This window comes from Allobosea sp. FBZP-16, from assembly GCF_002831785.1.
In the GTDB taxonomy this organism is placed as follows: Bacteria; Pseudomonadota; Alphaproteobacteria; order Rhizobiales; family Beijerinckiaceae; genus Allobosea; species Allobosea lupini.
The window spans coordinates 1-24,367 of record NZ_LNCQ01000005.1; the positions used below are offsets into that span (position 1 = coordinate 1).

At 67.3% G+C, this 24,367-nt stretch carries 23 protein-coding genes and 1 other RNA gene; 21 read left to right on the forward strand and 3 right to left on the reverse strand.

Going from position 1 to position 24,367, the window contains the following annotated elements; genetic code table 11:
- The first annotated feature begins 463 nt into the window (after positions 1–463).
- Together CXY91_RS30750 and rnpB are read left to right on the forward strand one after the other, a co-directional pair.
- The gene (locus CXY91_RS30750) at positions 464–1,129 is read left to right on the forward strand and encodes a lytic transglycosylase domain-containing protein (protein WP_244543977.1); all 666 of its coding nucleotides are present in this window, start codon (positions 464–466) and stop codon (positions 1,127–1,129) included.
- A gap of 56 nt (positions 1,130–1,185) precedes the next feature.
- An RNA gene (rnpB, locus tag CXY91_RS00060) (RNase P RNA component class A) lies at positions 1,186–1,578 on the forward strand.
- A 62-nt stretch (positions 1,579–1,640) separates the two neighbouring features.
- Here the strand turns inward: rnpB and CXY91_RS00065 are convergent.
- Positions 1,641–2,594 (reverse strand): MBL fold metallo-hydrolase, encoded by a 954-nt coding sequence (locus CXY91_RS00065; protein ID WP_100958808.1) that lies wholly within the window; start codon positions 2,592–2,594, stop codon positions 1,641–1,643.
- A gap of 117 nt (positions 2,595–2,711) precedes the next feature.
- Complete coding sequence (locus CXY91_RS00070) at positions 2,712–3,137, reverse strand: organic hydroperoxide resistance protein (RefSeq protein WP_091840398.1); 426 nt, start codon at positions 3,135–3,137, stop codon at positions 2,712–2,714.
- Between the two features lie 214 nt (positions 3,138–3,351).
- On the opposite strand from CXY91_RS00070, the gene CXY91_RS00075 reads away from it, so the two are divergent.
- The 15 genes from CXY91_RS00075 (at position 3,352) to murB (ending at position 19,477) form a co-directional block, all read left to right on the forward strand.
- Entirely contained in the window at positions 3,352–3,816 is a 465-nt protein-coding gene (locus CXY91_RS00075; RefSeq protein ID WP_100958809.1) for a MarR family winged helix-turn-helix transcriptional regulator, read from the forward strand.
- Positions 3,817–4,395: 579 nt separating this feature from the next.
- Positions 4,396–4,851, forward strand: a complete 456-nt coding sequence (locus CXY91_RS00080; protein WP_100958810.1) for a division/cell wall cluster transcriptional repressor MraZ — start codon at positions 4,396–4,398, stop codon at positions 4,849–4,851.
- Positions 4,848–5,852, forward strand: a complete 1,005-nt coding sequence (gene rsmH, locus CXY91_RS00085) for a 16S rRNA (cytosine(1402)-N(4))-methyltransferase RsmH (RefSeq protein ID WP_100958811.1) — start codon at positions 4,848–4,850, stop codon at positions 5,850–5,852. Before CXY91_RS00080 ends, rsmH begins: the two co-directional genes overlap by 4 nt.
- Before the next feature lie 2 nt (positions 5,853–5,854).
- The gene (gene ftsL, locus CXY91_RS00090) at positions 5,855–6,244 is read left to right on the forward strand and encodes a cell division protein FtsL (protein WP_091840406.1); all 390 of its coding nucleotides are present in this window, start codon (positions 5,855–5,857) and stop codon (positions 6,242–6,244) included.
- On the forward strand, positions 6,241–8,037 hold the full coding sequence (locus tag CXY91_RS00095) for a peptidoglycan D,D-transpeptidase FtsI family protein (RefSeq protein ID WP_091840409.1): 1,797 nt from the start codon (positions 6,241–6,243) through the stop codon (positions 8,035–8,037). Before ftsL ends, CXY91_RS00095 begins: the two co-directional genes overlap by 4 nt.
- A gap of 289 nt (positions 8,038–8,326) precedes the next feature.
- Positions 8,327–9,811: a UDP-N-acetylmuramoyl-L-alanyl-D-glutamate--2,6-diaminopimelate ligase gene (locus CXY91_RS00100; protein ID WP_100958812.1), complete on the forward strand. Its 1,485-nt coding sequence runs from the start codon at positions 8,327–8,329 to the stop codon at positions 9,809–9,811.
- On the forward strand, positions 9,808–11,235 hold the full coding sequence (locus CXY91_RS00105) for a UDP-N-acetylmuramoylalanyl-D-glutamyl-2,6-diaminopimelate--D-alanyl-D-alanine ligase (protein WP_100958813.1): 1,428 nt from the start codon (positions 9,808–9,810) through the stop codon (positions 11,233–11,235). The genes CXY91_RS00100 and CXY91_RS00105 overlap by 4 nt, the downstream gene beginning before the upstream one ends.
- 17 nt (positions 11,236–11,252) lie before the next feature.
- On the forward strand, positions 11,253–12,335 hold the full coding sequence (mraY, locus tag CXY91_RS00110; protein WP_100958814.1) for a phospho-N-acetylmuramoyl-pentapeptide-transferase: 1,083 nt from the start codon (positions 11,253–11,255) through the stop codon (positions 12,333–12,335).
- Entirely contained in the window at positions 12,335–13,765 is a 1,431-nt protein-coding gene (gene murD / locus CXY91_RS00115; RefSeq protein WP_100958815.1) for a UDP-N-acetylmuramoyl-L-alanine--D-glutamate ligase, read from the forward strand. Before mraY ends, murD begins: the two co-directional genes overlap by 1 nt.
- A gap of 43 nt (positions 13,766–13,808) precedes the next feature.
- Entirely contained in the window at positions 13,809–14,270 is a 462-nt protein-coding gene (locus tag CXY91_RS00120) for a cupin domain-containing protein (RefSeq protein ID WP_100958816.1), read from the forward strand.
- Between the two features lie 136 nt (positions 14,271–14,406).
- Positions 14,407–15,546, forward strand: coding sequence for an FtsW/RodA/SpoVE family cell cycle protein (locus CXY91_RS00125; protein WP_091840433.1), 1,140 nt, complete (start codon positions 14,407–14,409; stop codon positions 15,544–15,546).
- Positions 15,543–16,643 carry an undecaprenyldiphospho-muramoylpentapeptide beta-N-acetylglucosaminyltransferase gene (gene murG / locus CXY91_RS00130; protein WP_100958817.1) on the forward strand — a complete coding sequence of 367 codons (1,101 nt, stop codon included), beginning with the start codon at positions 15,543–15,545 and terminating at the stop codon, positions 16,641–16,643. The genes CXY91_RS00125 and murG overlap by 4 nt, the downstream gene beginning before the upstream one ends.
- Before the next feature lie 21 nt (positions 16,644–16,664).
- Positions 16,665–18,104, forward strand: coding sequence for a UDP-N-acetylmuramate--L-alanine ligase (murC, locus tag CXY91_RS00135; protein ID WP_100958818.1), 1,440 nt, complete (start codon positions 16,665–16,667; stop codon positions 18,102–18,104).
- 16 nt (positions 18,105–18,120) lie between these two features.
- Entirely contained in the window at positions 18,121–18,549 is a 429-nt protein-coding gene (locus CXY91_RS00140; RefSeq protein ID WP_100958819.1) for an endonuclease domain-containing protein, read from the forward strand.
- A gap of 4 nt (positions 18,550–18,553) precedes the next feature.
- Complete coding sequence (murB, locus tag CXY91_RS00145) at positions 18,554–19,477, forward strand: UDP-N-acetylmuramate dehydrogenase (RefSeq protein ID WP_100958820.1); 924 nt, start codon at positions 18,554–18,556, stop codon at positions 19,475–19,477.
- Here the strand turns inward: murB and CXY91_RS00150 are convergent.
- Complete coding sequence (locus tag CXY91_RS00150) at positions 19,432–20,352, reverse strand: DMT family transporter (protein WP_100958821.1); 921 nt, start codon at positions 20,350–20,352, stop codon at positions 19,432–19,434. The two genes, murB and CXY91_RS00150, sit on opposite strands and share 46 nt — an antisense overlap.
- Positions 20,353–20,456: 104 nt before the next feature.
- On the opposite strand from CXY91_RS00150, the gene CXY91_RS00155 reads away from it, so the two are divergent.
- From CXY91_RS00155 to ftsA, 4 genes are all read left to right on the forward strand, one after another.
- Positions 20,457–20,972 carry a MarR family winged helix-turn-helix transcriptional regulator gene (locus CXY91_RS00155; protein WP_100958822.1) on the forward strand — a complete coding sequence of 172 codons (516 nt, stop codon included), beginning with the start codon at positions 20,457–20,459 and terminating at the stop codon, positions 20,970–20,972.
- Positions 20,973–21,082: 110 nt separating this feature from the next.
- Positions 21,083–21,997, forward strand: a complete 915-nt coding sequence (locus CXY91_RS00160; protein ID WP_100958823.1) for a D-alanine--D-alanine ligase — start codon at positions 21,083–21,085, stop codon at positions 21,995–21,997.
- 11 nt (positions 21,998–22,008) lie between these two features.
- Positions 22,009–22,929, forward strand: a complete 921-nt coding sequence (locus CXY91_RS00165) for a cell division protein FtsQ/DivIB (RefSeq protein ID WP_244543979.1) — start codon at positions 22,009–22,011, stop codon at positions 22,927–22,929.
- Complete coding sequence (gene ftsA, locus CXY91_RS00170; RefSeq protein ID WP_091840459.1) at positions 22,926–24,251, forward strand: cell division protein FtsA; 1,326 nt, start codon at positions 22,926–22,928, stop codon at positions 24,249–24,251. Before CXY91_RS00165 ends, ftsA begins: the two co-directional genes overlap by 4 nt.
- Positions 24,252–24,367: the final 116 nt, after the last annotated feature.

Genomic DNA, 24,367 nt, shown 5'->3' on the forward strand with positions numbered 1-24,367 from the left:
GAGCGCCCCGCCCGCGCGGCCGGTGGCCAGCCCGCCGATCACGGCACCGGTCGCGGCACCGACCAGGGCGCCGCCGCCGACGCGTTCCTCATGCGGCGTGCAGGCGCCTAGCGCCAGCGCGACGGCCGCCATTGCGATCAACTTCCTCATCACGTTCCCCCTTCTCGGGTCGTATCCAGCAGAACGGTTTCGGCGGGAGCCGACTTTTTGCATTGCGACCGGCAATTGCGGTGGCAATGCGGCGATGATTTGACCCGCTGCCATGACTGCGTCAACGCCGGCGAGGATGAATCGTTCCAACGTTCAATACATGATGATTACTGCTTTCAATCTGAGGCTAAAGTAATCACTCTTCCTTTGGGGTCGAGCGAAATTTGATCGTATCGTCCGGATTGTCGTCACATTCATCTATCATGTCGCCGCATCGTTCTTGGCTCCTGCCGATAGATGAGGCTCCTCCTGCATGATGAAGATCTCTGGTAGCGGCTGCGCCGCCTTCGCGATTTGCCTGGCCTTTCTTCAACCCGCTTCCGCCCAGGTGAACGCCGAGACCGACGCCCGCGCCTTCATCGTGCGAGAGGCCGAAATCAAGCGTCAGGCTGCCGCTGCCGAGCAGGGCCAGGATTCGCGCGAGGTGGCTTCCGAAGCCGCCGAGACCAAGGGCGAGCGCAAGGCGCGCGCCAAGACTGCCAAGGCGAGCCCGGAAGGGCGCAAGCCCCTCGCGGCGCCGGCCGGTTCGGAAGGGCTTCGCGCCATGGTCGCCCGCCATGCCGCCGCCAATGGCGTTCCGTTCGCGCTGGCTGACGCGGTGATCCGCGTCGAGAGCCGTTACAATCCGCGCGCGGCCCATGCCGGCAATTTCGGCCTGATGCAGATCCGCCACCAGACGGCGCGCGGCGTTGGCTATGCCGGCGGCGCTTCCGGCCTGCTCGATGCAGAGACCAATGCCCGTTACGGCATGAAATATCTCGGCCAGGCCTATCGCCTCGCCGGCGGCGACACCTGCCGCACCGTGATGAAATATCAGAGCGGCCATATGGCCAACCGCATGAGCGGCGCCAACCGCACTTATTGCGCCAAGGTGCGCAGCATCTCTGGCAGCGCGCACACCATCTCCGCGAGCAACTGACCTTCGCAGCGCTCCCTGCTTGACGGCTCGGGCCTTTCGAGCGCAGAGGGAGCCCGCCAGTCGGCCGGACGGCCGCTCCTGCTTCGGTAGGGGAGGAAAGTCCGGGCTCCACGGAAACACGGTGCCGGATAACGTCCGGCGGGGGCGACCCCAGGGAAAGCGCCACAGAGATCGAACCGCCGCATGCTTGCGCATGCGGTAAGGGTGAAAAGGTGCGGTAAGAGCGCACCGCGGACCCGGCAACGGGGACGGCATGGCAAGCCCCACCGGGAGCAAGACCGAATAGGGACGATGCTCGCCCGCAAGGGAGGAGGGGCCGGTTTCCAGGCCCAGTCGTCCGGGTTGGTTGCTCGAGGCGCGCAGCAATGCGCGTCCCAGAGGAATGGCCGTCACGTCGGGAGAGCGATCTCCCGGCCATCCAAAACCCGGCTTACAGGCCGGCTGGCACCCCTTCCGATATCGAAAAGGGCCGGGATCGCTCCCGGCCCTTTCGTGTTCGCCGCGGCTGCGATCAGAGTGCGTAGCTCCAATCGGCCGGAACGAAGCGGAAGGCCGAGCCGTCCTTCAGCACCTTGCCGAAGCCGGGGAAGGGCATGTGCGCCCCGCTGATCAGCAATCCGTCGGCGGCGGCCATGTCGAGCACGCGCCGGCGCGAGGCTGCCGCCTGCTTGCCGTCGGCGTCGAAGACGAAGGTCACCTCCGGCTGCGCGGTCTGGATCACGACGTTGTGGATGCTGTCGCCGACGAGCAGGAGCTGCTCGTTGCCCGACGCGACGCGCAGGATGCTGTGGCCGGGGGTATGACCTGGCGCATGCTCGAGCGCAAGGCCGGGAGCGACCTCTCCAGCCTTCACCTTTCGGGTGCGGCTCGCATAGGGCGCGAGCGCGTTCCGGGCCGAGGCGAAGAAGGGTTTCACTTCGGCCGGCGCCTGGTTGAGGATGCCGTCATCGTGCCAGAAGGCATGTTCGGTCTCGTTGATGATCAGCTCGGCGTTCGCGAAGCGCGCCGTTTTCTCGGCAGTGAGCAGGCCCTCGTGGTGATCCGGATGGGCATGGGTCAGGATGATCGCGTCGATCTGTTCCGGCGTGATGCCGGCGGTGCGCAGATTGCTCTCGGCCCGCCCCATGGTGTCGCCCATCGCGTTCCAAGCGCCGGCGCCGGTATCGAGCAGATAGGTCTTGTCCTTGGTGTTGATGACGAAGGTGTTGACCGCGGTGGGCAGGCGTTCGCCCTGGCCGGCATTGGCGAGGCTCTGGCGGATCGCGGCGGGGTCGCTGCCGCTGAAGACCTTGGTATCGAAGGGAATGTAACCGTCGAGGATCGCGGTGATCTCGAGGTCGCCGAGCTTGCGGCGATAGATGCCCGGCACCTGATTGCCGGCGAGGGGGGCGCGGGCTGCGGCGGGCAGGACGGGCGCAAGCGCAGCGGCCGCGGCCGCTGCTAGGACATGGCGGCGATCGATCATGGGGATGTTCCAGAAGCTGAGATTGCGGCTCCGGAAACGATGCCTGCTCAAGGCAGGCCAAATCGTCTCACGGCCGGAGGGATGCCCGGCCGTGAGGATCAGATGGGTGGCGTAAGGTTAGCCTGCAACCGTCAGCTGGACATCGATGTTGCCCCGGGTCGCATCGGAATACGGGCAGACGATATGGGCCTTCTGGACGAGGTCCTCGAGCTTGGCCTTGTCGATGCCCGGCGCCGAGATCGTCAGCTTTGCGGCGATGCCAAAGCCCTTGCCGTCATCGCGCGGGCCGATGCCGATATCGGCGCTGACGCGGGCGTCGTCCGGGATCTTCACGCCCTCCTTGCCCGCGGCGAACTTGAGCGCGCCGAGGAAGCAGGCCGAATAGCCCATGGCGAAGAGCTGCTCGGGATTAGTGCCCTCGCCACCGCCGCCGCCGAGCTCCTTCGGCGTGTTCAGCACGAGCTTGACGTTGCCGGTGTCGGTCGCGGCCTGGCCTTCGCGGCCACCGGTGGCGGAACCATGGGCGGTGTAGAGGATCTTCATCGCTGCTCTCCTTGCTGGGCGGTCCATCCGCCGTGATCGATGTGATTTAGATTGTGCACAATTGAATTGTCTGCAATTCACATATCCATGAACGGGGCGGCGCGCGGCGCGATAAGAGGATATCTTGGCTTCATCGCAGGGAGACGGATTGACCCGGCCGATTGTTCCAGTTCGATCCGTTCGGACCACCATAGAGGCGACAAGCGGCGAGGCCATGACGAAGCATCCGAAGGCGAGGGCGGTGCGCGGGCTCGACGAGCAGATTTGCTTTGCGGTCTACTCGGCAGCCCATGCCTTCAATCGTGCCTATCGGCCGTTCCTGGCCGGACTCGGGCTGACCTATCCGCAATATCTGGTCATGCTGGTGCTGTGGGAGCAGGACGGCCAGAGCGTGAAGGCGATCGGCGACAGGTTGATGCTCGATTCCGGCACGCTCACGCCGCTGCTGAAGCGCCTCGAAGGCAATGGCCTGATCCTGCGCAAGCGCGGCCGCGAGGATGAGCGCCAGGTGCTTGTCGAGTTGAGCGAAGCTGGCCATGCCCTGCGCGCGAAGGCCGGCAATGTGCCCAACCCGGTGCCATGTGCAGTCGAGGACAGCGGTGTCCCGCCGGCTCGCCTGCTCGGCGATGTCCAGGCTCTGCGCGAGGCGCTCCTGCGCCGGGCCACGGACGAGGACTGAGCGTTGTGCATCTAACGTTCAGCTCGGGCCGTCATTCCGGGGCAGCCCGTAGGGCTGAGCCCGGAACCCATGACCACGAGGCTCAGAAATAGGGCGCTCCGGCAGCCGCGATGGCCCTCCGGCATCGTCGAGTTCATGGGTTCCGGGCTCGGCGCTGATGCGCCGCCCCGGAATGACGATGGTGTCAATCCGAACAGCGTTCTGACCGGGCAGGGCGGCACCAAAAATATTTCTGCGCAACCCCGCCTGTCGACCCAATCAGGGCACCGGCGTGCGCCGGCTTCCGCGTGCCAAAATCCTCGCCTTTACGGATAGTTAACCTTAACGGGCTGTGATGTCCGCAGGCTCGGGTAGACCCGCGTCCACAGCGTTGGATCCGTTGACGCCCATATTGTCCCATGCTATCCCAAATCATCCCGTCGAGACCGACAGGCAAGCAACAAGTCAGAGCCCGTGTGCCGCGCGGATTCTGGCTGACGGCCCTGCCATGTCGGGCTCGGCGGGAGTATCGATTGCCGGCGCTCGCCGGCTCGCTTCGCGCCATCGCGGCGCGGTTGGAAGTCCGACCCGGAGGCGGCGTTGACGGACCGCTTCGTCTCCCATTTCACCAACAAGCTCGATGCCAAGGGGCGGGTCTCGATCCCGGCTCCGTTCCGGGCCGTGCTGGCGAAGGACGGCTACGAGGGGCTTTACGTCTATCCGGCGCTCGATCAGTTCAGTCTCGATTGCGGCGGCCATGCTCTGCGCGCGACGATCGACGAGATCCTGTCGCGCTTCTCGCCCTTCTCCGAGGAATGGGAGTCGCTCTCGACGGCGCTAAACGGCACCTCGGAGGTGTTGAAGGTCGATCCGGAAGGGCGGATCATGCTGAGCGAGGCGCTGAAGGCGCATGCCGGCATCGGCGAGACCGTCACCTTCGTCGGCCAGGGACACAAGTTCCAGATCTGGGAGCCGGAGCGCTTCAAGGCGCATCTCGAGGAGGCCAGGGCGAAGCTGCGCGACGTCCGGCGGACATTGGGCGCGAGGCCGGCATGACCAGCGAGCCGCATATCCCCGTCCTGATGCAAGAAGCGCTCGATGCGCTCGCCCTGAAGCCCGGAGGCCGCTATCTCGACGGCACCTTCGGCGCCGGCGGCTATTCGCGCGCGCTGCTGGAGCGCGAGCCGAAGGCGACGCTGCTCGCGCTCGACCGCGACCCGAGCGCGATCGTCGGCGGTGCTGGCCTCGTCGCGGCGATGAGCGGGCGGCTGACCCTGGCCGAAGCGCGCTTCGGCGCCCTGGCGGAAGAGGCCGAGCGCTTCGATATGGCGCCGCTCGACGGCGTCGTGCTCGATATCGGTGTCTCCTCCATGCAGCTGGATCAGGCGCAGCGCGGCTTTTCCTTCCGTTTCGACGGGCCGCTCGACATGCGCATGGGCGCGAGCGGCCAGAGCGCCGCCGAGCTCGTCAACGAAGCGGACGAGGGCGTGCTCGCCAACATCATCTACCATTACGGCGAGGAGCGGCGTTCCCGCGCCGTGGCGCGCGCCATCATCGAGGCAAGACGCAAGGCGCCGATCACGACGACGAAGCAGCTCGCCGATCTCGTCGCCGGCATCGTCCGGGGCGAGCCCGGTGGCCCGCATCCGGCGACGCGGACTTTCCAGGGCCTGCGCATCGCGGTGAATGACGAGCTCGGCGAGCTGGTCAGGGCGCTGCATGGTGCCGAGGCCGTGCTGAAGCCGGGCGGGCGGCTCTCCGTCGTCACGTTCCATTCGCTCGAGGACCGCATCGTCAAGCAGTTCTTCGCCGAGCGCTCGGGCAGGGCGCCGACCGGCTCGCGCCATGCTCCGGCCGTGGCACAGCCGCAGGCAACGTTCAGCCTCGTCACCAAGGGGCCAGTGGCGCCGTCTGAGGCCGAGAGCAGGGCCAATCCGCGGGCTCGCTCGGCCAAGTTGCGCGCCGCGGAGCGAACCGACATTCCGCCGCGCGCGCCCGATCCCGATCTCGTCGGCCTCGCCGTCGTCCCTGCGCCGCAAACCCGCCGGAGGAGCTGAGCGTGATCAAGCTCTTGCACATCATCGCCATCGGCGCGCTGGTCTCCTCGGCGCTCTATGCCTACTCGATCAAATACGAGACGACGCTGCAGGCCGAGCAACTGCAGAAGCTGAAGGCCAAGGCCCAGCGCGAGCGCGAGGCGATCGCGGTGCTGAAGGCCGAATGGCAGTTCCTCAACCGTCCGGAGCGGCTGCAGGCCCTGGCCGACAAGCATCTCGATCTGCAAACGCTGGCGATCACACAGATCGTGCGGCTGTCCGACATCCCCAATCGCGGGCCGAAGGTCGATTCGATCGGCCGCAAGCTCGAGGATCTCGGTCTCGGCCTGCCGACCGAGACCCCCAGGGACCGCAAGAGCAATACCGCGACGACGCCGGGAGCCCGCCCATGAGCCAGGAGCTCGACCAGCAGGGCGCAGCGCCCGAGATCGCCGCCGCGGCAGTCGCCAGGCCCGAAGCCGCGAAGCGCAAATGGCGCTTCCGCACGGAGTGGCTGCGCGACATCTTCCGGATGAGCGGCGAGAAGAGCGAGCCGCGCGTCGGCCTCGTCATCCTCGGCTTCAGCTGCCTGTTCCTGGCGATCGTCGGCCGGCTCGTCATGCTCGGCGCCTTCCCGAGCGACCAGGTCGGCCTGCGCCGTGCGACCTCGAACGCGATCTCGGCGGCGCGGCCCGACATCCTCGACCGCAACGGCATCCAGCTCGCCACCGACATCCGTACCGTTTCGGTCTTCGCCGAGCCGCGCAACATCCTCGACAAGGACGAGGCAACCGAACTTCTGACCGCTGTTCTGCCCGACCTCAACGCCAAGGAACTGCGCGACAAGCTCGGCACCAAGAAGGGCTTCGTCTGGATCAAGCGCGAGATCACGCCGCGCCAGCAGGCGGAAGTGCACAGGCTCGGCATCCCCGGTGTCGGCTTCGTGCCCGAGAACAAGCGCGTCTATCCGAACGGCAATGTCGCCGCCCATGTGCTCGGCTTTGCCAATGTCGACAATATCGGCATCGCCGGCATCGAGAAGTACATCGACTCGCAAGGGCTCCAGGACCTGAACGGCGCGGGTTTCGCGGTGCAGGCCTCTGACCTCAAGCCGGTGCAGCTCTCGATCGACATGCGCGTCCAGCACCTGCTGCGCGACGAGCTGGTCAAGGGCCTCGAGAAATACCGGGCGATCGCGGCGGCCGGCGCCGTCATGGACGTCAATACCGGCGAGATGATCGCGCTGGTCTCGCTGCCCGATTTCGACCCCGGCAACCCGGTCGACGCGCTGGAGAAGGACCGGATCAACCGGATGAATGTCGGCGTCTACGAGATGGGCTCGACCTTCAAGGCGCTGACCATCGCGATGGCGCTCGATTCCGGCAAGGCCAACATCAATTCGAGCTATTCGACCGCCGGCGGCATGATGCGGTTCGGCCGCCAGGTCATCAAGGAATACCACGGCACCGGCCGCACCCTGACCGTGCCGGAAGTGTTCCTGCATTCGTCGAACATGGGTTCCATCAAGATGGCGCTCGCGGTCGGCGTCGAGGGTCACAAGGCCTTCCTCAGGAAGATGATGCAGCTCGACCGCATGACGACCGAGCTGCCGGAAAGCGCCTCGCCGATCGTCCCGCAGCGCTGGGGCGAGATCAACACGGCGACGATCGCGTTCGGCCACGGTCTTGCGGTTGCGCCGATCCAGGCGCTGGCCGCGGTCGGGGCGCTGGTCAACGGCGGCTACCTGATCAGGCCGACCTTCCTGAAGCGCTCCGAGGAGGAGGCCAAGAAGGATGCGATCCGGGTGATCAAGCCGGAGACTTCCGAGGCGATGCGCTTCATCATGCGCATCAACGGCGAGAAGGGCTCGGCCCGGTTCGCCGACATTCCCGGCTACTTCGTCGGCGGCAAGACCGGCACGGCCGAGAAGGTCATCAACGGTCGCTACGCCAAGAACAAGAACTTCACCACTTTCACGGCGATCGCGCCCTCGGACAAGCCGCGTTATGTGTTCCTCGCCATCTATGACGAGCCGAAGGGCTATGCCGAGAGCGGCGGCTACTCGACCGCGGCCTGGAATGCGGGCAAGACCACCGGCAAGCTGATCGAGCGGGCGGCTCCGATCCTCGGCATGGCGCCGCGCTTCGACCCGCCGGTGGCGCCGTTCCCGCTGATGGCCAGGCTCGGGGCGTGGGGATCCAGGTAGGGGAGCGTCGTCCTCGGGCTCGGCCGGCATGTCTTGTTGGTGTGGACGATGCGTCGGATGTTCACTAGGCGGTGACAGACGAGGCAAGCGCGGGGAACCCCTCTCCCGGATGGGAGAGGGGCAGGGGTGAGGGACCGCCGCTGATGACTGAAGCGATATGCGCCCTGCGGCGCTTTCTGCGGTTAGTGCAGGCCCTCATCCCTGCCTTTCTCCCACACGGGAGAAGGGTTCCCCGCGGCCTTCAGTTCATGGCGCAGCCCTTCCGTCTCGGCTTCTCGGATCGGCAAGGATGGAACCTTTGACAGACGGTGCCGGCTTCAGCCTCGACCAGCTCTTTCCCGGAGCGTTTCCCGAAGCAGGTGAACGCCGCGTCACCGGCGTCGCCTTCGACAGCCGCAAGGTCGCGCCCGGCGAAGCTTTCGTCGCGCTGGCCGGCGCCAAGGCCGACGGCGCCCGTTTTATCAGCGACGCCATCCAGCGCGGGGCTGTCGCGATCGTCTCCAGCGGATCGCGTCCGGCCGATCTGCCGCCCGGGATCGTCTATGCGCAGGTCGTGGACCCTCGGCTTGCCCTCTCGCTGGCTGCGGCCAGGGTGCATCCGCGCCAGCCCGGCACGGTCGTCGCCGTGACCGGCACCAGCGGCAAATCCTCGGTCGCCGAGTTCACCCGCCAGATCTTCATGGCGCTCGGGCGCAAGGCGGCGAGCGTCGGCACGATCGGCATCGTCACTCAGGCGGGCGCCGATTACGGCTCGCTGACCACGCCGGACCCGCTTTCGCTGCACGCGTCGCTCGACAGGCTGGCCGGGGAGGGCGTCACGCATCTTGCGATGGAAGCCTCCTCGCACGGGCTCGACCAGCATCGCCTCGACGGCGTCAGGCTGTCCGCCGGCGCGTTCCTCAATCTCGGCCGCGACCATCTCGACTATCATCCGAGCGTCGAGGACTATCTTGCGGCCAAGCTGCGGCTTTGGACCTTGCTGCCCGCCGGCGCGCCGGTGGTCATCAATCGCGACGAGCCCTATGCCGACAAGGCCGAGGCGGCGGCAAAGGCCGGCGGCCATCCCGTGATCGGCATTGGTCGCGGCGGCGATCGCCTGAAGCTGCTCGGCGTGGCCCGCGAGGGCTTCTTGCAGCGCCTGACCGTCGAAGTCGACGGTATGGCGACGGAGGTCGTGCTGCCGATGGTCGGCGATTACATGGCCGGCAACGCGCTGGTCGCCGCAGGGCTGGCGATCGCGACCGGCGAAGACCCGATGGCTAGCGTCCAAGCCGTTGCCGGCCTCAAGGGGGTTCCCGGTCGGCTCGATCGCGTGGCCGAGCACAATGGCGGGCTTGTCGTGGTCGATTATGCCCACAAGCCCGATGCGCTCGCAGCGGTGCTGAAGACCTTGCGGCCCTATGCCAGCGGCCGGCTGATCTGCGTCTTCGGCTGCGGCGGCGACCGTGACCGCGGCAAGCGCCCGCTGATGGGCGGCATCGCGGCCGATGGCGCCGATATCGCCATCGTCACCGACGATAATCCGCGCAGCGAGGATCCCGCCGCGATCCGCGCCGAGGTGCTGGCCGCCGCGCCCGAGCGTCTGCGGGAGATCGGCGACCGGGCTGAGGCGATCGAGGCCGGTGTCGCCATGCTGCAGCCTGGGGATGTCCTTGTCGTCGCCGGAAAAGGCCATGAAAGCGGCCAGATCATCGGCGATCGGACGCTGCCGTTCTCGGACCATGAGGTGGTCCGCGAGGCGATCGCAGCCTTGGCTGGGGGAAGACAGGGATGACCACCGAACCGCTGTGGACCGGCGCGCGCCTGATCGAGGCGATGGGCGCCCGTTCGCAAGGGCCCGTGCCCGCCGATGTCACCGGCGCCTCGATCGACACCCGCACGCTGGAGCCGGGAGACGCATTCTTCGCGATCACCGGCGAGGCGCGCAACGGGCATGACTTCGTCGCGGCGGCGCTCGACAACGGCGCGGCGCTGGCGGTGGTCGACGAGGCGCATGCCGGCACCTTCCCGGCCGATGCCCCGCTCGCCATCGTCCCTGACGTGCTCCGCGGCATGGAAAAGGCCGGCATGGCGCGCAGAGCGGAACTCTCCGCCAGGGTCGTCGCCGTGACCGGCTCGGTCGGCAAGACCGGCACCAAGGAGGCGCTGCGCCTCGTGCTCTCGCGCCAGGGCAAGACGCATGCGCCGGTCGCCTCCTACAACAACCATTGGGGCGTGCCGCTGACGCTGACCCGGACGCCGCGCGACGTGCGCTACGGCGTCTACGAAATCGGCATGAACGCGCCCGGCGAGATCCTGCCGCTGGCGAAGATGGTTCAGCCCGATGTCGCCGTGATCACCACGATCCAGCCGGTGCATCTGGCCGCCTTCGAGTCGCTGGAGGGGATCGCCCGCGAGAAGGCGGCTATCTTCGAGGGGTTGAAGCCGGGCGGCACCGCGATCATCAACGCCGACATCCCGCAAACCGGCCTCTTGCGCGACTTGGCGCTGGCCGCCGGGGCAGGGCGCGTGATCTCGTTCGGTGAGAGCGAAGCGGCCGATGTGCGGCTGCTCGGCTGCGCGCTGAAGCCGGATGTCTCGACCGCCAATGCCAGCATCATGGGGCGGGCGGTGACCTACAAGCTCGGCAGCCCGGGCAAGCATATCGTCCTGAATTCGCTCGCCGTGCTGGCGGCGGCGGAGGCGCTCGGCGCCGATCTCGCTCTGGCCGCGCTGGCGCTCGGCGACCTGACGCCGCCATCGGGCCGCGGCGCGCGGCAGGTGCTGCATGCGCCGGCCGGTCCGTTCACGCTGATCGACGAGAGCTATAACGGCAACCCGGCCTCGATGCGGGCTGCGATCGAGAATCTCGGGCGCATGCCGGTTGTGGGTCGCGGGCGCCGTATCGCCGTGCTCGGCGACATGCTGGAGCTCGGCGAAACCGCGCCGGAGCTACACAAGGGGCTCGCCGACGCGGTCACCGGCAACGGCATCGACCTCGTTTTCGCCTGCGGTCCGCTGATGAGAACCCTCTACGACGCCTTGCCTTCGCACCGCCGCGGCGCTTATGCCGCACAGGCGAGCAGCCTCGAGCCTTATGTGCTCGATGCGGTCCGCGCCGGCGACGTCGTCACGGTGAAGGGCTCGCTGGGTACGCGCATGGGCCCGATCGTCAAGGCGATGATGGCTCGCTTCCCGGTCGTCCAGGCCGACGACTGAGTAAGGAACACGGTTCGATGCTGGTCTGGCTTGCCGAATTCGCGGGATCGTTCCCGATCCTCAACGTCTTCCGCTACATCACCTTCCGCGCCGGCGGGGCGACCGCGACGGCGCTGCTCTTTGTCTTCTTCTTCGGGCCCGCGGCGATCTCCTGGCTCAGGATCAAGCAGGGGAAGGGCCAGCCGATCCGCACCGACGGGCCGGAATCGCATCTCGCCAAGCGCGGCACGCCGACCATGGGCGGCCTGATGATCCTGACCGGACTGTTCGTCGCGACGCTGCTCTGGGGCAACCTGCGCAACCCGTACGTCTGGATCGTGCTCGGCGTCACCGCGACCTATGGCGCGATCGGTTTCTATGACGACTTCCTCAAGGTGACGAAGCAGTCGCACAAGGGCTTCTCCAGCAAGGCGCGCCTCGGCTTCGAGATCGTCATCGCGCTCGCCGCCTGCGCGGCGATCATGCAGGTCAGCCCGCCTTCGATCGCGAGCGGCTTCGCATTGCCGTTTCTGAAGGAATGGATGATTCCGCTCGGCATCCTGTTCCCGGTCGTCACCGCCTTCGTCGTGGTCGGTGCCGGCAACTCGGTGAACCTGACGGACGGGCTCGACGGCCTCGCCATCGTGCCGGTGATGATCGCAGCCGGCACCTTCGGCTTCATCGCCTATCTCGCGGGTAATGCCATCTTCGCCAACTACCTGCAGATCCACCATGTGCCGGGCGTCGGCGAGCTTGCCGTGATCTGCGGCGCGATGATGGGGGCGGGGCTCGGCTTCCTCTGGTTCAACGCGCCGCCGGCCCAGATCTTCATGGGCGACACCGGCTCGCTCGGCCTTGGCGGCATGCTCGGCACCATCGCGGTCGCGATCAAGCACGAGATCGTCCTAGCGATCGTCGGTGGCCTCTTCGTGGTCGAGGCGCTCTCGGTGATCATCCAGGTCGCGGTGTTCAAGCGCACCGGCAAGCGCGTCTTCCTGATGGCGCCGATCCACCACCATTTCGAGAAGCTGGGCTGGACCGAGCCGCAGGTGGTGATCCGCTTCTGGATCATCTCGGTGGTGCTGGCGCTGGTCGGCCTCGCCACGCTGAAGCTGCGTTGATGACCCCCGTCACCGTTTTTGCCGGAAAGACGCTCGCGCTGTTCGGCCTCGGCGGCTCGGGCCTCGCGACGGCGCGCGCGCTCGTCGCCGGTGGGGCCAAGGTCGCCTGCTGGGACGATAATCAGGCGAGCCGCGACAAGGCGGCGGCTGAAGGGCTCTCCATCGTCGATCTCGCGAGCGCTGATTGGGTCGGCTTTGCCGCTTTCGTGCTCTCGCCCGGCGTGCCGCTGACCCATCCCGCGCCGCACTGGACGGTGGAGAAGGCAAGGGCGGCGAATGTGCCGGTGATCGGCGACATCGAACTGTTCTTCCTCGAGCGGGCGAAGATCGCGCCCGCCGCGCCGGTGGTCTGCATCACCGGCACCAATGGCAAGTCGACCACCACGGCGCTGATCGCGCATGTGCTCGACGCGGCCGGGCGAGACGTGCAGATGGGCGGCAATATCGGCACCGCCGTGCTGGCGTTGGAGCCGCCGGCTCTCGATCGCATCCATGTCGTCGAGTGCTCCACGTTTCAGATCGATCTGGCTCCTTCCATCAAGCCGACGGTCGGCATCCAGATGAACCTGACGCCGGATCATCTTGACCGGCATGGCACCTTCGAAGCCTATGGCGCGATCAAGGAACGGCTGGTCGCCGCCTCCGACATCGCGGTGATCGGCGTCGACGATGAGCCGTCGAAGCAGATGGCGCGGCGGCGCGCGGCCTCGAGCAAGCCCTTGGTCAAGATCAGCGGTGAGCAGCCGCTCGACGAAGGCGTCTTCGCAGGCGTCACCGCCAATGCGGGCCAGCTCGATACGCGCATCGTCGAGGTCAAGGACGGCAAGCCGAAGGTCGTCGCCAACCTCGCCGGCATCGGTTCCTTGCGCGGCAGCCATAATGCCCAGAATGCGGCCGCCGCCTTCGCTGCCTGCGCGGCGCTCGGCCTGACGGCGGAACAAATCGCCGCCGGCTTCAAGAGCTATCCCGGGCTGAAGCATCGCATGGAGGAACTCGGCCGCATCGGCCGCGTCGTCTTCATCAACGACTCCAAGGCGACGAACGCAGACTCGACCGAGAAAGCGCTCACCTCCTTCCGCGAGATCTTCTGGATCCTCGGCGGCAAGGCCAAGGAAGGTGGGATCGAGTCGCTCAGGCGCTATTTCCCCAACATCGCCCGCGCCTACCTGATCGGCGCGGCGAGCGACACCTTTGCCGCGACCTTCGACGATGACGGCCGCGTGACTTACGAGCGCAGCGGCACGCTCGACGTCGCGGTCGCCGCTGCGACCAAGGCGGCGCTGGCGCAGCAGGGGACAGGCGAGATCGCCGTGCTGCTCTCGCCGGCCTGTGCGTCCTACGACCAGTTCCCGAATTTCGAGGTGCGCGGCGATGCCTTCCGGGCGCTGGTCAAGGCGCTGCCGGGGTTCGAGGCGGTCGCAACACGCTAGCCGTGATAGCTTGCGGGCAGCCATCAGCCGGAGATGCCCGTTTATGCCCAAGGTCAACGTTGCCGCTGTTCCCGAACGCCAGGGCTCGGGCTATCCGAAGCCCTTCGACGCTCCTTGCGCCGAGCGTATCCGCAAGCGCCTCGGCAATGTCGGCGGCCTGAGCGATTTCGGCGTCAACCTGATGCGGTTGCCGCCGGGCGGCTGGTCGAGCCAGCGGCACTGGCATTCGCACGAGGACGAGTTCGTCTATCTGCTCGAAGGCGAACTGGTCCTGGTCGAGGATGGGGGCGAAACCGTGCTTCGCGCCGGCGATTGCGCCGCCTTCGCCAAGAACAGCGGCAACGGCCACCACATGATCAATCGCTCGAATAAGGTTGCCGTCTATCTCGAGGTCGGCAGCCGCTCTCCCGACGACGTGATCACTTGCTCCGACATCGACATGATCAGCCCGAGCCGAGACGGGCGCTTCCTGCACAAGGACGGCACGCCCTATCCCGACGGCTGAGAAGCCTGTTGGCTGGTGCATCCAGCCCGGCGGGAAACCGAGGATCGGAATCAATCGGTTAACCATTCATTGACAGAGTGATTCGCCGGAGCGGGCGCCCTCGATCTGCCTGCTCGTCGACGGAGCCTTGTACACGATGGTCTCGCGCGCAGAACCGAGCCTGAGCGGCCGCTGGTGGTGGTCGATCGACCGCATCATCCTGACGACGCTGGTGGCGCTGATGGTCTCCGGCGTCGTGCTGCTGATGGCAGGCGGCCCTCCAGTCGCCGAGCGGCTCGGCCTCTCGACCTTCCATTTCGTCAACCGTCAGGTGGTCTATCTGCTGGTGGCGCTGGCGATATTCCTCTCGACCTCACTGCTAGCGCCGCGCCATGTGCGCCGCATCGCGTTGATCATCTTCCTGTTCTCGCTCGCCGGCGTGGTCGGCACGCTGTTCTTCGGCGTCGAGGTCAAGGGCGCCAAGCGCTGGCTGACGCTCGGGCCGCTAGGCTCGATCCAGCCGTCGGAATTCATCAAGCCGGCGTTCGTCGTGCTCGCGGCCTGGGCCTTCGCCGAGGGCCATCGCCGGCCCGAGTTGCCGGGCACGATCATCGCCTTCCTGCTGCTGCCGATCACCATCGTGCCGCTGGTGCTGCAACCCGATTTCGGCCAGACCATCCTGATCACCCTGGTCTGGGCTGGGCTGTTCTTCGTCGCCGGCCTGCACTGGTTCTGGGTCTTGGGGCTCGGCGGCATCGGCGCCGTCGGCCTGTTCATCGCCTACGAGCTCGTGCCGCATGTGCGCGCCCGTATCGAGCGCTTCATGGACAAGGGCTCGGGCGACACCTTCCAGGTCGACACGGCGCTGGAGAGCTTCGCGCAGGGCGGCTGGTTCGGCAAAGGCCCGGGCGAGGGCACGGTGAAGCGCATCCTGCCGGACGCCCATACCGACTTCATCTTCGCGGTGACGGCCGAGGAATTCGGCATCGTCGTCTGCATGGTGCTGGTGCTGCTCTTCGCCCTCATCGTGCTGCGGGCGCTGTTCGTGGCGCAGCGAGCCGAGGATCCGTTCGTGCGCCTCGGCGTGACCGGCCTCGCTTTGCTCTTCGGCATCCAGGCGGCGATCAACATGATGGTCAACCTGCACATGATGCCGGCCAAGGGCATGACCTTGCCGTTCATCTCCTATGGCGGCTCCTCGCTGATCTCGCTGGCGCTCGGCACCGGCTTCCTGCTGGCGCTGACCCGCAAACGGCCGCGCGCCGAAAGCTTCGGCGAGACGGGACGGCGCTCGTGAGCGCAGGAGCGCAGGCGCCGCTCGTCGTGCTCGCCGCCGGCGGCACGGGCGGGCACCTCTTCCCGGCGGAGGCGCTAAGCCACGCCTTGCACCGCGCCGGCGCCCGGGTCGCGCTGATCACCGACACGCGGGCTGCCGAATACGCCGGCAATTTCCCGGCCGAATCGATCCATGCCGTGCCGGCGGCGACGCCCTCGGGCAAGTCGCCGATCGCGATGGCGAAGGCGGCGCTGGTGCTGCTGAAGGGCGGGCTGGCGGCGCGCCAGGCGATCAAGCAGCTCAAACCCGCCATCGTCGTCGGCTTCGGCGGCTATCCGACAGTGCCGCCGGTCTTCGCCGCGGCGCTGATGGGCGTGCCGACGCTTCTGCACGAGCAGAACGCGGTGATCGGCCGGGCCAACCGCTTCCTCGCCAGCCGGGTCAAAGCGATCGCCACCGGCTTCGCCGAGGTCGGCGGGCTGACGCCTGAGCAGGCGAAGAAATGCACTCAGGTCGGTAACCCGGTCAGGCCGGCGGTGATCGAGGCGGCCTCGCCCTATGCCGAGCCGGAAGGGAAGCTCAATCTCCTCGTCTTCGGCGGCAGCCAGGGCGCGCGGGTGATGGCCGACATCGTGCCGCCGGCGATCCAGCTGCTCTCGGCGGAGGAGCGCAGCCGCCTGTCCATCGTCCAGCAGGCCCGGACCGAGGACGACGAGCGTGTCAGGAAGATTTATTCCTCGCTCGGCATCAAGTTCGAGCTCGCGCCCTTTTTCAAGGACCTGCCGGCCCGGATGGCGGCGTCTCATCTGGTGATCGGGCGCTCCGGCGCTTCGACCGTCGCCGAGCTCACGGTGATCGGCCGGCCATCGCTATTGGTGCCGCTGCCCGGCTCGCTCGACCAGGACCAGGCCGCCAATGCCGGCGTGCTCGCCAGGGCCGGCGGGGCGATGATGATCCTGCAGAGCGATTTCTCGCCGCGGCGCCTCGCCGCCGAGCTTTCCACGTTGCTCGCCGAGCCGCAGCGCTTGACGGCGATGGCTCGGGCGGCCAAGAGCGCGGGCATACCGGATGCGGCCGACCGCCTGGCGCGGCTCGTGCTGCAGACCGCCCAAGACTGAACCTTTCAGGACGTATCCATCATGAAACTGCCGCCGAAGCTCGGCTCCATCCATTTCGTCGGCATTGGCGGCATCGGCATGTCCGGCATCGCCGAAGTCCTGCACAATCTCGGCTACAAGGTCCAGGGCTCGGATGCCTCCGACGGCGCCAACGTCAAGCGCCTGGCCGAGAAGGGCATCACGACCTTCGTCGGCCACAAGGCCGAGAATATCGGCGAGGCCGAGGTCGTCGTGGTCTCGACCGCGATCAAGCGCGACAATCCCGAACTGATGGCGGCGCGCGAGAAGCGCCTGCCGGTGGTGCGCCGCGCCGAGATGCTGGCCGAGCTGATGCGGCTGAAGAGCTGCGTCGCTATCGCTGGCACCCATGGCAAGACGACGACGACCTCTCTGGTCGCGACCCTGCTCGAGAAGGGCGGGCTCGACCCGACCGTGATCAATGGCGGCATCATCAACGCCTACGGCACCAATGCCCGCATGGGCGAGAGCGACTGGATGGTGGTCGAGGCCGACGAATCCGACGGCACCTTCCTGAAGCTGCCGGCCGACGTCGCGATCATCACCAATATCGATCCCGAGCATCTCGACCATTTCGGCACCTTCGACGCGATCAAGGCGGCGTTCCGCTCCTTCGTCGAAAATCTGCCCTTTTACGGCTTCGCCGTGATGTGCATCGATCATCCGACAGTGCAGGGCCTCGTCGGCCAGATCGAGGATCGCCGCGTCGTCACCTATGGCGAGAACCCGCAGGCCGATTTCCGCCTGATCGACATCGATCTCACCGGTGGCCAGGCGAAGTTCACGCTGCTGATCCGAGACCGCAAGACCGGCCGCGACGAGGTCGTCCGCGATCTCGTCATGCCGATGCCCGGCCATCACAATGCCCTCAACGCCACCGCCGCGATCGCCGTCGCCTATGATCTGGGCGTGCCGGTCGAGCAGATCCGCGCCGCGCTCGCCGGCTTCGGCGGGGTGAAGCGCCGCTTCACCAAGACCGGCGAGTGGAACGGCGCGCTGATCTTCGACGATTACGGCCACCATCCGGTCGAGATCGCCGCCGTGCTCAAGGCGGCGCGAGCCTCGACCAAGGGCAAGGTCATCGCGGTGATGCAGCCGCATCGCTACAGCCGCCTGTCGAGCCTGTTCGCCGACTTCGCCGCCTGCTTCAACGATGCCGACACGGTGATCATCGCCGACACCTATGCGGCCGGTGAGCAGCCTATCGCGGGCGCGGATCGCGATTCGCTGGTGGCGGCGATCAAGGCGCGCGGCCATCGTCACACGCTGCCGCTGGAATCCTCCGACAGGCTCGCCGGCATGGTCGCCGAGCTGGCTGGGCCGGGCGACTATGTCGTTTGCCTCGGGGCGGGCAACATCACGCAATGGGCCTATGCCCTGCCGGGGGAATTAGCTGCCCTTCCTTCTCCCCTCGGGGGAGAAGGTGGCAGCGCGAAGCGCTGACGGATGAGGGCCGGTCGTGGAGCGCAAGAACACGACCGGTACTCTCTCTTTCGCCCGCGGCCAGCGTCGCGAGCCGACGCGCGCTGAAGCGATCTTTTGGCAGGCGGTGCGTGGCCGCCGCTTCGCTGGCCTCAAGTTCAAGCGCCAGATGGCGATTGGCCCTTTCATCGCGGATTTCTGCTGTTTCGAACTTCGGCTGATCGTCGAACTCGATGGCGAGCCTCACGAAACCGACGAAGCGCGCGAGCGGGATCGGCGGCGCGATGCGTTTCTCAGAGATGAAGGCTATCGGGTCTTGCGCTTTTCGAACGAGCGGGTTCTAGGAAACCTCGAATTCGTCCTGCGCGAGATCGCCGAACGTATCGGTCTCGCTGGGCGGCCCTCATCCGACCCGGCTTCGCCGGGCCACCTTCTCCCCCGAGGGGAGAAGGAGACGCGCGGGTAAGCTCATGCCCTTCCAAGACATCACCCCCGACATCCGCGCTGCCGCGCCCGAACTGCGCGGGCGGCTGCTCGCCAATCAGGAGATGGCGGGGCTAACCTGGTTTCGTGTCGGGGGGCCAGCGCAAATTCTGTTCACCCCGGCCGACGAGGCCGATCTCGCCTATCTGCTCGGCAGGCTGCCGGCCGAGATACCGGTGACGGTGGTCGGGCTCGGCTCGAACCTGATCGTGCGCGACGGCGGCATTCCTGGCGTGGTGATCCGCCTTGCCGGCAAGGCCTTCGGCGAGATCGCCCGGGAGGATGGTGACCGGCTGCGGGCCGGCACGGCCGTTCCCGATGTGAAGGTGGCACGCGCCGCGGCCGACGCCTCGCTCGACGGGCTCGCCTTCTATCGCGGCATTCCCGGCTGCATCGGCGGAGCGCTGCGGATGAATGCCGGCGCGCATGGCGGCGAGACGACCGACGCGCTGGTCGAGGCGCGTGGCGTTACCCGCAAGGGCGAGATCGTGACGCTGTCGCATGCCGATATGGGCTTCAGCTACCGCAGTTCGACGGCGCCCGCCGACATCATCTTCACCTCGGCGCTGTTCCAGGGCCGGCCGGGCGACCAGGCCGCGATCCTGGCCGAGATGGAGCGCGTGACCTCGGCGCGCGAGGCGGCGCAGCCGATCAAGGAGCGTACCGGCGGCTCGACGTTCAAGAACCCGGAGGGCGGCAAGGCCTGGCAGCTGATCGATGCCGCCGGTTGCCGCGGGCTACGCATCGGCGGGGCGCAGGTCTCCGAGATGCACTGCAACTTCCTGATCAATACCGGCTGCGCCACCGCTGCCGATATCGAGGGGCTGGGCGAAGAGGTCCGCCGCCGGGTCAAGGACAATTCAGGCTACGAGCTGCACTGGGAGATCAAGCGGTTCGGCATCGCAGCCTGAATGGGAGCCGGCCTCTCCGCCGCCTTGCGCCGTGACAGCATGATGCCGGCGACGGTCGAGCCGAAGATGATGGCGATGCCGAGCCATTGCTGGGCGTTGAACCATTCGCCCAGCAGCGCGGCGCCGAGGAAGGTCGCGACCAGCGGGCTGAGCAGGCTCAGGAACGCGACGCCCGTGCCGATCGCGGCGATGCCGCGGACCCAGAGCCAATAGGCGAAGGCTGTGCCGATCACGACGAGATAGCTCAGGCCGGCGAGGTTGCGCAGGGTCGGCACGGGCGGCAGCCCCTCGACGAGAAGCGCGACCGGCAGGAGCAGGAGCCCGCCGAGGGCAAGCTGCCAGGCCGCGAGCGCGAGCGGCGTCCCGACCTTGCCCCAGCGCTCGATCAGCACCGTGCCGGTCGCCATCGAGGCGGCGCCGATCAGTGCGGCGACGACGCCGATTGCATCGAGCTTCACACTCTTGTCGATCACCAGCAGGCCGACGCCGACCGTGCCGGCGAGAGCGGCGATGATTTGCCCGAGACGCGGCCTGCGCAACAACAACGGCCAGGCGAGGAAGGCGACGAGCAGTGGCTGCATCGAACCGAGCGTCGCGGCGAGCCCGCCCGGCAGGCGCGAGGCGCTGAGGAAGAGCATGCCGAAGAACAGGCCGATATTGGCGAAGCCGATGATGGCGAGCGGCAGCAGCTTGTCGCGCGGCGGCAGGCCGGGGCCGAGCAGCATCAGCAGGATTCCGGCGGGCAGAGCGCGCAGGGCTCCGACCAGCAGCGGGTGCTCGACCGGAAGCGTCTGGGTGAAGACGACATAGGTCGAGCCCCAGAGGATGGGCGCCAGGATCGTCGCGAGCAGGATGCGGATCTTGCTGTCGGCCATGGCGGCCTCCCTTTGCATCGACGGATGTGTGGCGTAGGATTGTTCGACAAAAGATAATTCGATATCAAATTATCAGATGTAGGATAATTAGGTGCGGGATTTTCATGAGTCAAGCTGATGAAGCCGGGCAGGGCGGCCCGCTCGATTCGATCCTCACCCAATGGCGCCGGGCGCGGCCAGACATCGATCCCGGCCCGATGGCGGTGTGTGGCGCGATCTGGCGGGCGGCCGAGCGGGTTCGCCTTGGCGTCGGGCGCAACCTCGTCGGGGAGGATCTCGATTTCGCCGGCTTCGACGTGCTGATGACCCTGCGCCGCCAAGGCGAGCAGGGCGGCTCGCTGACGCCGTCCGAGCTCGCCAAGGACATGATGCTGTCGACCTCGGCGATGACGAATCGGCTCGACAAGCTGGAGAAGCGCGGGCTGATCGCGCGGCAGGCCGACCCACAGGATCGGCGCAGCCTTCGCATCGTGCTTACTGCGGACGGCTTTGCACTGATCGAACGGCTGGTGGTCTCGCATGTGGCGACGGAAGCGGCGCTGATATCGGCGCTCAGCCCGGCCGAACATGAACAGCTCAAGGCCCTGCTGGCCAAGGTCGCGGCCTGTGAAGGGGAGTGAGTCCGGCGCGCAACAGCCGGCTCGTCATTAACCGGCGGGGCGCATCGTTAACGCGCCGTTAACCATCTCGGCTCAGGTTCGGACCCAGGAGTTCGGTGTCAGGAACCTTGATGAGCAAGCATGTCGCAGTGCTGATGGGCGGGTGGTCCGTCGAGCGTGAGGTCAGCCTCAGCAGCGGCGCGGCCTGTGCTCGGGCGCTGGAAGGCGTCGGCTATCGCGTCACGCGCGTCGAGGTCGGCCGCGACGTCGCCGAGGTGCTGGCGAAGCTGAAGCCCGACGTCGCCTTCAATGCCCTGCATGGCCGCTATGGCGAGGACGGCACCATCCAGGGCGTGCTCGAGATCCTCGGCATCCCCTATACCCATTCCGGCGTGCTCGCCTCCTCGCTCGCCATCCGCAAGGACAAGGCCAAGATGGTCGTCGCCGCTGCCGGCGTGCCGGTGGCGAAGGGTGTCACCATCTCGCGCTTCGAGGCGGCCAAGCGCCATGCCCTGCCGCCGCCCTATGTGATCAAGCCGATCGACGAAGGCTCCTCCGTCGGGGTGGTGATCGTTAAGAAAGGCCGCGAGCATCCGCCCCAGGAGATCGCCCGGCCGGACTGGCCCTGCGGCGAGACCATGCTGGCCGAAACCTTCATCGCCGGGCGCGAGCTGACCTGCGCGGTGATGGACGGCAAGTCCTTGGGGGTAACGGAGATTCGGGCGGCGACGGGCGAGTTCTACGACTACGACGCCAAATATGCCAAAGGCGGTTCAATCCACATCTGCCCGGCGCAAATTTTACCGAATCTTTACCGCCAAATCGAAGAGTGTGCGTTAACGGCGCATCAAGCAATCGGGTGCCGCGGCGTCAGCCGTTCAGACTTCCGCTACGACGACGAGAGCGACACGCTCGTCTGGCTGGAGGTCAACACGCAGCCCGGCATGACTGAAACCAGCCTTGTGCCTGAATTAGCCGCCCATGCGGGCATGAACTTCGGTGAGCTCGTCAAATGGATCGTCGAGGACGCCTCCTTGAATCGGTGAAGGTGGAACCGGTGTTCACCGGGTCCAACCTGCCGATGCGCGTGACGGGGCCGCAGCTCCTCGTCGGCGAGCGCTCGCGCCGCTGGTTCCGCGGCTCGCGGCGCAGCGCCGTTGCGGTGCCGCTGGCCGAGCGGCTACCGAGCGGCCTCGGCTCCTTCCTGGCGATCGGCTTCCTCGTGCTCACGGGCGTGAGCGGCGCCATCCTGGGCGGCCATTACGAGAGCTTCCGCGAGAACTATGGCGAGCCAAAGCATGCCATCGCCCGGTTCGTGGGCCTCGGCATCGACCGCATCACCATCTCCGGCCTCAGCGGCCTCTCCGAGATCGAGGTCCTGGTCGCCGCCGGCATCGACCCGAAGATCTCCCTCGCCTTCTTCGACGCCGACGAAGCGCGCAAGCGGCTCGAGGCGACGCCGATGATCCGCGAGGCCTCGGTCCGCAAGCTCTATCCCGGCGAGATCGCGATCAACCTCACCGAGCGCGAGCCCTATGCGCTCTGGCAGGTCAAGGGCGATCTCTTCCTGATCGCGCAGGACGGCACGGTGATCGACAAGATGGACGATGGCCGCTTCGCCTATCTGCCGCTTGTCGTCGGACCCGACGCCAACAAGCGGGCAAAGGATTACATCGCGCTGCTCGGCGAAGCCGGCTCCTTCGGCTCGCGCATCCGCGCCGGCAGCCTCGTCGCCGGCCGGCGCTGGAACCTGAAGCTCGACACCGGTGCCGACATCAGGCTGCCGGAGCAGGGCGCCGGCGCCGCGCTGAAGCGCCTGGCCAGCCTCGAACAGGACTTCCGAATCAGCGAGAAGGACCTGATCGCCATCGACATGCGCCAGCCTGACCGGGTGACCATGCGCCTGACCGAAGAGGCCGCGACGACGCGGTTCGAGCAGCTCAAGAGCAAGACCAAGAAGAAGGGCGGCGAGGCATGAGCTTGACCTCGCAAGGCCTGACCCCGCGGATGCGTCCGCTCTCGTCGCGCAAGAGCGCGACCTTGTCGATTCTGGACATCGGCACGAGCAAGGTCGTCTGCCTGATCGCCGAATTGAACCCGGCCGAGGCGAACGAGCGCCTGCGTGGGCGCACCCATGTCGCGCGCATCATCGGCATCGGCCACCAGCGCTCGCTCGGCCTCAAGGGCGGGGCGATCATCGACCTGGAAAGCGCCGAGCGCGCCATCCGTGCCGCCGTCGACGCGGCCGAGCGCATGGCCAAGGTCGAGGTCCAGTCGGTCATCGTCAACCTGACCGGCGGCCGGCTGAACTCGCAGCATTATCAGGCCAGCGTCGATCTGCGCGGCGGCTCGGTCGGCGACTCCGACGTGAAGCGCGTGCTCGCCGCGGCGGCGACCCATGCGATCCGGCCGGGCAAGGCGGTGCTGCATGCGCTGCCGACCGGTTACGCGCTCGACGGTTCGCCCGGCGTGCTCGATCCGCGCGGGCTTATCGGCGGAGCGCTCTCGGTCGACATGCATGTCGTCGCGGCGGAAGCGGCGGCGGCGCGCAATGTCATGCTCGCGGTCGAGCGCTGCCATCTCGAGGTCGAGGCGGTCGTGGCGAGCCCCTATGCGGCGGGCCTCTCCGTCCTGGTCGACGACGAGGCCGAGATGGGCGTCGTCGTGGTCGACATGGGCGGCGGCACCACCTCGCTCGGCGTCTTCTCCGGCGGGCACCTGACCCATGCCGACGCGATCGCCGTCGGCGGCAACCACATCACCATGGACGTGGCGCGCGGGCTCTCGACTCGCGTCTCCGCGGCCGAGCGGCTGAAGACGCTGCACGGCTCGGCGATCGCCAGCCCGTCCGACGAGCGCGACATGATCGCGGTGCCGCAGGTCGACGACGACGAGCGGGACACGCCGAACCATCTGTCGAAGTCGCATCTGGTCCGGATCATCAAGCCGCGCGTCGAGGAGATCCTCGAATTGGTGCGCGACCGGCTGAAGGCCTCCGGCTTCTCGGCCGAGGCCGGGCGGCGCGTCGTGCTGACCGGCGGTGCCTGCCAGCTCACCGGCATGCCGGAAGTTGCGCGGCGCGTGCTGGGCGGCCAGGTCCGCACCGGCCGCCCGCTCGGGATCAAGGGTCTGCCGGAAGCGGGCAAGGGCCCGTCCTTCGCGGCGGCAGTCGGCCTGCTGGTCTACCCGCAGGTCGCGCATGTCGAGCATTTCGAACCGCGGGCGGGGGCGTCCTTCTTCGCCCATGCGACCGATGGCTACTTCTCCCGCGTCGGCCGCTGGCTGCGCGAGAGCTTCTAGAGTTGCGGCCCGCACGGCCGAAAGGCGGCGCGGACCGGGGTGAGTACGAGCAGAGCGGGGCTTAAGGCCCCTGGCGTGGAAGACGGGACGGCCCGCCAGGAGCCGGACAAGACAGT